Consider the following 9,558-nt stretch of genomic DNA (forward strand, 5'->3'; position numbering starts at 1 on the left):
GGGACCCCGCACAAGCGCCCTCCCTTGTCGGCCCCCTTCGCCCCGGCGTTCCCCGTGCGCAGCCTGCAGGACGTGGAGCGCCTGGAGACGTTGCCGCTGGCCCAGGCGCTGCCGGTGCAAAGCACCTACGAGATCTTCTGCAACTCGGCCCATGCCTTTGGCGACAAGACGGCGCTGAGCTTTCTGCCCACGGCCGACCCGGCGGACGAACCCGTGCGCTGGTCGTACGCGCAGTTGCTGGCCGGCATCCACCAGACGGCCAACCTCCTCCACGACCTGGGCGTTGCGCCCGGCGACGCCGTGGCCGTGTTGCTGCCCGGCTGCCTGGAATACCACCTGGCCCTGTGGGGCGGCGAGGCGGCCGGCATCGTGCAGCCGCTCAACCCGCTGCTCACGCCCGAAAAGCTGGCGTCCATGATGACCCTGGCCCGCGCCAAGGTGCTGATCGCCTATGGCGAGGACGGCGACTCGGGCTTCTGGACCAAGGCCATGGGCCTGCTCGGCCAGGTGCCCACGCTGCGTACCGTGCTGCGCGTGGCGCCGCACGGCGAGGCCCCAGGCGCGGCCGGCCCCCTGCCCGAGGGCGTGATCGACTTTGCCAGCCGCAGCGCCCAGCCCGATGACCGGCTGGTGAGCGGGCGGCGCATCGTGGCCGGCGACATCGCGGCCTACTTCCACACCGGCGGCACCACGGGCGCGCCCAAACTCGCGCGGCACAGCCATGGCGCGCAGGTGTTCACGGCCTGGGCGTGCGTGCAGATGCAGGGCATCCGGCCCGAGGACGCGGGCATCAACGGCTACCCGCTGTTCCACGTGGCCGGCGTGCTGCCCGGCGCGCTGGCCGCGCTCTCGGCCGGGGTGGAGACCATCATCCCCACCACCGGGCTGTTCCGCAACCGGCAGGTCATCGCCAACTACTGGCGCCTGGCCGAGCGCTACCGCTGCACCTACCTGTCGGCCGTGCCCACGGTGCTGGCCGCGCTGGCCAATGTGCCACTGGACGGCGCCGACATTTCGACCCTGCGCTACTGCCGCACCGGTGCGGCGGTGCTGGCGCCCGAGCTCGCGGCGCGCTTTACGCGCCTCTTTGGCCTGCATGTGCACGAGAGCCTGGGCATGACGGAGATGGCGGGCATCTCCACCATCACGCCGCCGGGCTTGAACGCGCCTGCGGGCTGCGTGGGCTGGCGCCTGCCGTACGTGCGGCTGCGCATCGTGGCGCTGGATGCGCAGGGCAATGCCTCGGACCAGGAGATGCCACCCGGCCAGCCGGGCATGGTGCTGTTTCACTCGCCCAACCTGTTCTCGGGGTTTCTCGATGCGGCCGACACGGCCAGGGCCTTCACCGCCGACGGCTGGCTGGCCACGGGCGACCTGGGGTTCGTCGATGCCGATGGCCGGCTGCACCTGAGCGGGCGCTCCAAGGACCTCATCATCCGCAGCGGCCACAACATCGACCCGAAGGTGATCGAAGACGCCCTGGGCGCCCACCCCGCCGTGCAACTGTGCGCTGCCGTGGGTGCGCCCGATGCCTATGCGGGCGAGCTGCCCGTGGTGTTCGCCACGCTGGTGCCGGGCCAGCAGGCCAGCGAGGCCGAGCTGCTCGACTTCGCCAGTGCAGGCGTGGACGAGGCCGTGGCCCGGCCGCGCCGCATCACTGTGCTGGACACCATGCCCGTGACCAACGTGGGCAAGATCTACAAGCCCGCCCTGCGCCTGCAGGCCGCCTGCCAGACCGTGCAGGCGCTGGTCGACGGCGTGTGCACCGAGCTTGCCGTGACCGGGCGCCCCGCCGTACAGGCCGAGGGCGAGAGCGCCGTGCGTGTCACCGTCGATGCCGCCACGGCAGGCCTGAATGCACAGGCACTGTGCGAACGCCTGCGCCAGGTGCTGGAGCCCCTGCCCGTCAAGGTGCAGGTAGCGCTGTCACCACCCGGGGCCTGAGATTTTTTCACCGAGCGACCACCGATAACGATTCCAGGAGACAAGACACCATGCCCATTTCCCCTTCCACCCTCCAGCGGCGCACCTGGCTCGGCGCAGCCGCCCTGGCCCTCGGCACCCTCGCTGGCACGGCCGCGCTGGCCCAGCAGCCGGCCTACCCCACCAAACCCATCAAGGTGATCGTGCCCTTTGCCCCGGGCGGCGCCACCGACGTGCTGGCCCGTGTGCTCGCCGAGAAGATGGCAGTCGGCCTGGGCCAGCCCCTGGTCATCGACAACAAGCCGGGCGCGGCCGGCATCATCGGCACCGATGCTGTCGCCAAGGCCGCGCCCGATGGCTACACCATCGTGCTGGGCCTGAGCAATTCGCTGCTCACCAACCAGTTCCTCTACGAAAAGCTGCCTTATGACCCGCAGCGCGACCTGGCGCTGATCTACCAGATCGCCATCGCCCCGCTGGTGCTGGTCACCCACCCCAGCGTACCGGTCAGCACCGGCCCCGAACTGCTCAAGTACGCCGCCGCCAACAAGGGTAAGGTGGCCTATGGCTCCTACGGCACGGGCGCCTACCCGCATCTGGCCGGCGCCTACATGAGCCTGACCCAGAACGCCGACATGAGCCACGTGGCCTACCGGGGCGAGGCGCCCATGGTGCAGGACCTGATCGGCGGCCAGATCCAGATGGCCTACGCCAGCGCCCTGGTGGCCAAGGCGCACATCGACGCCGGCAAGCTCAAGGCGCTGGGCGTGACAGGCGAGCGGCGCATGGGCATCCTGCCCAACGTGCCCACGCTGGCCGAGCAGGGCATGACCGACGAGGCCTACCGCGTGGCCGGCTGGCTGGCCTTTGCCGCGCCGGCGAACACGCCACCGGCGATCCTGGAACGCCTGGCAGCCGAAGTGCGCAAGGCCGTGCAGCTGCCCGACGTGGCACAGCGCATCGCGGGCATGGGCTTCGAGGCCAAGGCCAGCTCGCCAGCCGAGTTCAAGGCCGCGTACATGAAGGAGCGGCCGGTGTGGGAGCGTTTGATCAAGCAGTCGGGCGCAAAGCTCGACTGACCCCCTGAGCTGCTTCGCAGCATCCCCCCTGAAAGGGGGACGCCCCCCGGTGCGGCGGGGCGGCCCTCGCACGGGGGCACTGGCCTGCGCCGTGCCTCCTCAGAGGCTGGCTTCCCCTACCCCTAGGTCGCGCCCGCGGCTCGCTGGTTGGCAAACGCCACATACCAGTCCAGGCAACCCGGGTTGGCCATGGCGTCCTTGTTGACGACCTTCTCGATGGGCTGGCCCAGCAGGAGTTTCTTGATGGGCAGCTCCTGCTTCTTGCCGCTCAGGGTGCGCGGAATCTCGGGCACCTGGAAGATGTCGTCGGGCACGAAGCGTGGGCTCAGTGCGGTGCGCACGGCGTTGTTCAGGCGCTGGCGCATGGCCTCGTCGAGCGCCACGCCCTCGCGCAGCACCACGAACAGCGGCATGTAGCTTTCGCGGCCCAGGTATTCGAGGTCGACCACCATGCTGTCGAGCACCTCGGGCAGGGCCTCCACCGCGCTGTAGATCTCGCTCGTGCCCATGCGCAGGCCGTGGCGGTTGATGGTGGCGTCGGATCGACCGTAGATGATGCAGCCGCCCGTGCGGCCATCGATCCTGAGCCAGTCGCCATGGCGCCAGACGGCGCCGGCCTCAGGCCCCGTGTCGCCGCCGCCGGGCCGGCGGCCATGGCCGGGCGGGTACATGTCGAAGTAGCTTGAGAGGTAGCGTTCGCCTTTCGGATCGTTCAGCAGGTACAGCGGCATGGAAGGGATGGGCTGCACGCAGACCAGCTCGCCGACCTCGTCCTTCACCGGCTCGCCCTGGGCGTTCCACGATTCCACGGCGGCGCCCAGCATGCGGCACTGCATTTCGCCGGGCACCTGGGGCATCTCGCGGTGGCCGCCGATGAAGGCACCGCAAAAATCCGTGCCGCCCGAAATGTTGTTCCACCAGATGTCCGGCGTGCCGATGCGCGCGAACTGCGCCGTGCCCCAGGCCTGCACCTCGGGCGAGAGCGGGGAGCCCGTGGTGCCCAGGGCCCGCACGCGCGAGAGGTCGCCACAGTCGGCCAGCGCGAGCCCCGACTTCATGCAGTTGGCGAAGAAGGCCGCGCCCGCGCCGAAGAAGGTCACCCCCGTCTCGGCCGCAAAGCGCCACAGCGTGCCCCAGTCGGGTTGGTCCTTGCTGCCGCCCGGGTTGCCGTCGTAGATGACGCAGGTGGTGCCTGAGAGCAGGCCGCTGGCCTGGGCGTTCCACATCACCCAGCCGGTGGAGCTGTACCAGTGGTAGCGCTCGCCGAAGCTGTTGGCCTCGTAGCTGCAGCCGATGTCGTTGTGCAGCACCTTGAGCTGCAGCGCCACCAGCACCATGCCGCCGTGACCGTGCACGATGGGCTTGGGCAGGCCGGTGGTGCCGCTGGAGTAGACGATCCACAGCGGGTGGTCGAACGGCATCCATTCGGGCTCGAAGGCATCGACCGCCGCGCCGCTGGCGGCCACATCAGCCGCCCAGTCGGACCAGCCGGGCAGCGTGGCACCGGCGTCGAGGTTGGGCACCAGGACGGCGTGCTGCACGCTGGGCAGGGCCGCGCGCAGCTCGGTGAGCACGCCGGTGCGGTCGTGGTCGCGGGCGCCATAGGTGATGCCGTCCACGCCGATCAGCACCTTGGGCTCGATCTGGCGAAAGCGGTCGAGCACGGCGTTGGTGCCCATGTCGGGCGCACAGATGCTCCAGACGGCACCGATGCTCACCGTGGCCAGCAGGGCCACCATGGCCTCGGGGATGTTGGGCAGGTAGGCGGCCACGCGGTCGCCCGGTTGCACGCCGTGGGCCTTGAGGTGCAGCGCCAGCGAGGCCACCTGGCGGCGCAGCTCGGGCCAGGCCAGCTCGCGGTGCTGGCCTTTCTCGTTGCGGCTGACGATGGCCGGCAGGCCGGCGGCATGGGCCGCCTGCACATGGCGCAGCGCCTGGCGTGCGTAGTTGAGCCGCACGCCTGGGAACCATTCGGCCCCCGGCATGGTGTTGCGTGCCAACGCCACGGTGGGCGGGGCGGGCGATTCGATCTCGAAGTAGTCCCAGACGCTGTGCCAGAAGGCATCGAGCTCGGTGGTGGACCAGCGCCACAGCGCGTCGTAGCTGTCGAAGGCCAGGCCGCGCTGGTCGCGCAGCCAGTCCTGGTACAGGCGGATCTGCGGAATGAAAGGGGGGATATTTTTTGTCTCCATGGCGACGCAGCGTACCAGCGCTGGCCCCTGCGTGCCACGGCGCATCGTCTCCGGATTGACACCCGCTCCCGGTCACGCCCCAGAAGGGCCGTGCGCTGCTGCGGCAGTCCTGTCAAACCTGCACGGGCAACCAGCTGCGCAAGAGCCGATATCAGTCGCCTTCCGGCTCGTGCAGGCCCGTGATGGCGTAGCCTTTTTCCTTGAATTGGGCGCCGGGCTTGACGATGCCGTAGTGCTCCCAGCGCTCGGCTTCTTCGTCCAGGTCCTGGCCTTTCACCTCCGTGTCCCAGTCGGTGTTGGTCGCTTCCTCCGGGATGCGCCTTCCTTCCGGCACGGCAAGGTGGGTAAAACGGCCCTCGGCTTCGGCCCGACGATAGATGTCCACGCGCATGGTTGGTCCTTTGGCGGTTACAAAGGGCCCACTCTACTGCCCATGGCCGCCAGTCGCCGTAGGAAAAACTCTCGCTGCCGGAAGGGCCATGCAGGAACAGGCTGTTTTGTTTTTAGCACAGTTGTGCTAAATTTCAACCATGGACGCCAAGACTCAGAAAGCCGAGCTCACGCGCGCCGCCATCATTGGCGCCGCGCTGGATGTGGCTGCGGCCGACGGGCTCGAATCCATCACCCTGCAGGCCGTGGCCGACCGGGTGGGCCTGTCCAAGAGCGGCGTCTTCTCACGTGCTGGTTCGCGGGAGGCGCTGCAGAAGGCCGTGATCGAAGAGTACGGCCGCAGCTTCCTGGCCCAGGTGTTCGTGCCCGCCATGCAGCAGCCCAAGGGCCTGCCCCGCCTGAACGAGATCGTGCGCCGCTGGATCGCCCGCACGCGCGATGTGGAGGCCTTCACGGGCTGCATCTACATCGCCGGCGCCTTCGAACTCGACGACCGCAGCGGCGAGCTCCGGGACCTGCTGCACACCGAAATCACGCGCTGGCGCGCCGCGCTGCGCCGCACCGTGCTGCAGGCCATCGAGGCCGGGCACCTGCCTGCCGGCACCCCGGCCGACCAACTGGTCGCGGAGATCTACTCCATGCTGATGGGCCTGTTGCACGACGTCCGCTTCCTGCGCGATCCCCAGGCACCGCACCGCACCGAGGCGTCCTGGGCGCGCCTCGTCAAGAGTTACCAGACCGCCTGACACCCCGGTGCATGCCGTGGAAACCTTTGCTATTTGTTCGTCCAAATTTCGCACAACCGTGCGAAGAAAGGAAATCCCCATGCTGATCCTTTGTGGCATTGCGGCAATCGCCGCCATCGCGGGCGCTATCCATGCGCTGCGCAGGGCACTTGACGGCCTTCCGCGCAACAACCGCGACTGGGTCTTCTACTGACCCGGCGCCGGCCGCCCACCCCTTCCACTTGTCCCGGAGCCCCACCATGAGCCAATCCACTGCCCTGCAGGCCACCTCGAACTTCTACGGCGCGCATGCCGGCATGCGCCTGGTGCGCCTGGCACTGGGCACGGCGCAGCGCCTGTGGCCCCGGCTTGCCGTGCGCAGCGCCTACCGCCTCTTCGGCACACCCCTGCCCTTGCGCAAGAGCGGCCACCGGGCCCCGCCCGCCGCAGGCTGGCAAGCAGAGCGCTGGCCTTTCGAGGATGCGGAGATCACGCTCTACACCCGCAGCGACCTGCCCGCCGATGGCCCGGTGGTGTTGCTGTCCCACGGCTGGGGCGGGCACGCGCGGCACATGCTGGCCCTGGCCGAGGCCCTGGTTGCGCGCGGCATGCGCCCCGTGCTGGTGGACCTGCCCGCCCACGGCGGCAGCCGGGGGCGGGTGAGCAACCTGCCGCAGTTTGCCCGCGCCATCGAGTACGCCACGGCGCGCCTGCAGGCCCGGGGCGACACGCTGGCCGCCGTCGTGGCGCACTCGCTGGCGGCGAACGCAGCGGCCCATGCGGCGAGCCGGGGCCTGCCCGCCGCCCGCCTGGTGCTGCTGGCACCGCCGGCATCGCCGCGCGAGTACACCCGGCTGTTCGCGCAGGTGTTCGGCCTGACCGAGACCACGCGCGCCGCCATGGAGCGGCACATCGAGGCGCGCGAAGGCATCCTCATGCCCCAGTTCGAACCCCAGGCCGTGGGGCCACGCATCGCCCTGCCCACGCTGGTCGTGCACGACCGGGGCGACCGCATCAACCGCTTTGCCGATGGCGAGGCCTACCGCGACCACATCGCGGGCGCGCAGCTGCTGGCCACCGACGGGCTGGGCCACCGCAAGCTGCTGCAGGACGAGGCCGTGCTGCGCGCCGTGGCGGATTTCATACGGAAGACCCCCTGAGTCGCTTCGCGCCTTCCCCCTGAAAGGGGGACGCCCCCAGCGCAAGCGCTGGATACGCCGCCTCCGCGGCGGGGCGGCCCTTGCGCGGGGGCGCTGGCCTTGGCCACGCCAGTACCGTGCGTTGCGGGTTATACGACGCACCATGAAAAACCGATAGGACCCGGCCTGCAGGCCTATGATCGGCAGCCTGTTCCTGCCGACCCGAATTCCCGATGTCCCTGCTCATGTCTGCCTGGCCCATCCTGGTCTGGGTGTTGCTCGCCCTGGTCGTGCTGTCCGCCCTCTTCTTCCTGGCCAAGGGCGACCGACGGGCCTTTGCGCAACTGCTGGGCCTGGTGGCCTGTTTCCTGATCGGCGCGCTGCTCATGGAGTTCATGCTCTTCATGGCGGCACGCATGTCGCGCACGGGCGGTGTGCAGGGCACGCCGGTGCTGGGCGACGGCACGCGCCAGCTGCTGCAGACCATCGCCAACCCGCGCTCCATCACGGCACCGCCACTGTCCATGGCTGCCGTGGCGGCGTATTCCGTGCCGCTGTCCTACCTATGGCTGGCGGTGACCTGGGTGCTGCACCTGCACGGCGGTGGCAAATCGGGTGCTGGCAAGAAGAAAAAGCCGGCCAAGGCATCCGGCAAGTCGCGCAAGGCTTGACCTACGGCAAAGCCCCTGCTGGCACGGGGGCAGCACAATGGGCACGCACCCACAGCGGGTGCGCCCATACCCTCTTGCCATGGCTTCTTCCCGAAGTGACGTTCTCATCGTGGGCGGCGGCCCCGCCGGGCTTTCGCTCGCCATTGCCCTGGCGCAGGCCGGCTTCAGCACCACGGTGGTGGAGCAGCAGCCCGAGGCGGCGCTGGCCGACCCAGCACTCGATGGCCGCGAGATCGCGCTCACCCACCCCAGCGTGGCCACCCTGCAGCGCCTGGGCACCTGGGCCGGCCTGCAGGCGCATGAGCGCGGGGAGATCCGCGAGGCCCAGGTGCACGATGGCCCCCTGGGTAGCCACGGCCCCCTGCGGCTGTACACCGGCAGCACGCAGGCACTGGGTGCCATCGTCTCCAACCACGCGCTGCGGCGCACGGCCCATGCGGTGGCGGCGCGCACGGCGGGCGTGCGCATCCTCAGCGGCGCGCAGGTGCACCGGGTCGCCACCGATGCCGACCATGCCGAACTCGACTGCACGCTGGCCCCGGCCGAGGGCACCGGCGCCTCGCAAACGCTGCAGCTGCGCGCACCCCTGCTGGTGGCGGCCGACAGCCGCTTTTCGGCCACGCGCCGCCTGCTGGGCATCGGCGCGGACATCACCGACTTCGGCCGCACGGTCATCGTCTGCCGCATGCGCCATGCCCTGCCCCATGGCGGCACGGCCCACGAATGCTTTGGCTACGAGCGCACGCTGGCCATCCTGCCCCTGCCCGACGCCCCGGATGGCCAGCCCGTGTGCTCGGTGGTGGTCACGGCCGGGGCCGCCGATGCAGCGGCCCTGATGGCCTTGTCGCCCGAGGCCTTTGCCGTGCAGGTGCAGGCCCAGTTCAACCAACGGCTGGGACCGATGGCACTGGAGGGCCAGCGCCATGCCTACCCGCTGGTCGGCGTGTATGCCCGGCGCTTTGCCGGGCCGCGCTGCGCGCTGCTGGGCGATGCGGCCGTGGGCATGCACCCGGTGACGGCCCATGGCTTCAACCTCGGGCTTGCGGGCGTGGAGCGTCTGGTCGGCGCTCTGGTCGCAGGCCGCCACCTGGGCCACGACCCGGGCCACGGGGCTGCCCTGGCCCGCTATGCCAGCGCCCACCACCGCCATGCCTGGCCGATGTACCAGGGCACGAATGCCATCGTGCGGCTGTACACCGACGCCCGGCCCTTGCCCCGCCTGCTGCGCCAGGGCGTGCTGCAGCTGGCTCGGCGCCTGCCGCCGCTGCAGGCGGCCATCGTGGGGCAGCTCACCGGGCGCATGGGCGCGCTCGCTCCCGCGCCGCACCGGACCGCGCTGCGGCCCTGGGACTGAAAAGCCTGGCCTAAGAGCGGCCAACAAAACTCAGCGAAGCGGTTCTGGCTAGGCGCTGCGTCGCAGGCAGTACGAGCAGTACGAC

At 70.1% G+C, this 9,558-nt stretch carries 8 protein-coding genes; 6 read left to right on the forward strand and 2 right to left on the reverse strand.

Going from position 1 to position 9,558, the window contains the following annotated elements:
* Positions 1 to 72: 72 nt before the first annotated feature.
* Entirely contained in the window at positions 73 to 1,944 is a 1,872-nt protein-coding gene (locus tag ASE31_RS04350; RefSeq protein WP_369819436.1) for an AMP-binding protein, read from the forward strand.
* Positions 1,945 to 1,994: 50 nt separating this feature from the next.
* The gene (locus ASE31_RS04355) at positions 1,995 to 3,002 is read left to right on the forward strand and encodes a tripartite tricarboxylate transporter substrate binding protein (protein WP_082604022.1); all 1,008 of its coding nucleotides are present in this window, start codon (positions 1,995 to 1,997) and stop codon (positions 3,000 to 3,002) included.
* 122 nt (positions 3,003 to 3,124) lie between these two features.
* Here ASE31_RS04355 and ASE31_RS04360 read toward each other — a convergent pair whose 3' ends face one another.
* The gene (locus tag ASE31_RS04360) at positions 3,125 to 5,194 is read right to left on the reverse strand and encodes an acetoacetate--CoA ligase (protein WP_057200786.1); all 2,070 of its coding nucleotides are present in this window, start codon (positions 5,192 to 5,194) and stop codon (positions 3,125 to 3,127) included.
* A 151-nt stretch (positions 5,195 to 5,345) separates the two neighbouring features.
* On the reverse strand, positions 5,346 to 5,585 hold the full coding sequence (locus ASE31_RS04365) for a DUF6139 family protein (RefSeq protein ID WP_057200323.1): 240 nt from the start codon (positions 5,583 to 5,585) through the stop codon (positions 5,346 to 5,348).
* Between the two features lie 139 nt (positions 5,586 to 5,724).
* Here ASE31_RS04365 and ASE31_RS04370 point away from each other — a divergent pair, with 139 nt between their 5' ends.
* The 4 genes from ASE31_RS04370 (at position 5,725) to ubiM (ending at position 9,473) form a co-directional block, all read left to right on the forward strand.
* Entirely contained in the window at positions 5,725 to 6,330 is a 606-nt protein-coding gene (locus tag ASE31_RS04370) for a TetR/AcrR family transcriptional regulator (protein ID WP_057200324.1), read from the forward strand.
* A 239-nt stretch (positions 6,331 to 6,569) separates the two neighbouring features.
* On the forward strand, positions 6,570 to 7,469 hold the full coding sequence (locus ASE31_RS04375; protein ID WP_057200325.1) for an alpha/beta fold hydrolase: 900 nt from the start codon (positions 6,570 to 6,572) through the stop codon (positions 7,467 to 7,469).
* A 212-nt stretch (positions 7,470 to 7,681) separates the two neighbouring features.
* On the forward strand, positions 7,682 to 8,119 hold the full coding sequence (locus ASE31_RS04380) for a hypothetical protein (RefSeq protein WP_057200326.1): 438 nt from the start codon (positions 7,682 to 7,684) through the stop codon (positions 8,117 to 8,119).
* Positions 8,120 to 8,198: 79 nt separating this feature from the next.
* Positions 8,199 to 9,473 (forward strand): 5-demethoxyubiquinol-8 5-hydroxylase UbiM, encoded by a 1,275-nt coding sequence (gene ubiM, locus ASE31_RS04385; RefSeq protein ID WP_057200327.1) that lies wholly within the window; start codon positions 8,199 to 8,201, stop codon positions 9,471 to 9,473.
* Positions 9,474 to 9,558 lie beyond the last annotated feature (85 nt).

The sequence above is a fragment of the Acidovorax sp. Root217 genome, assembly GCF_001428645.1.
GTDB lineage: Bacteria > Pseudomonadota > Gammaproteobacteria > Burkholderiales > Burkholderiaceae_C > Acidovorax.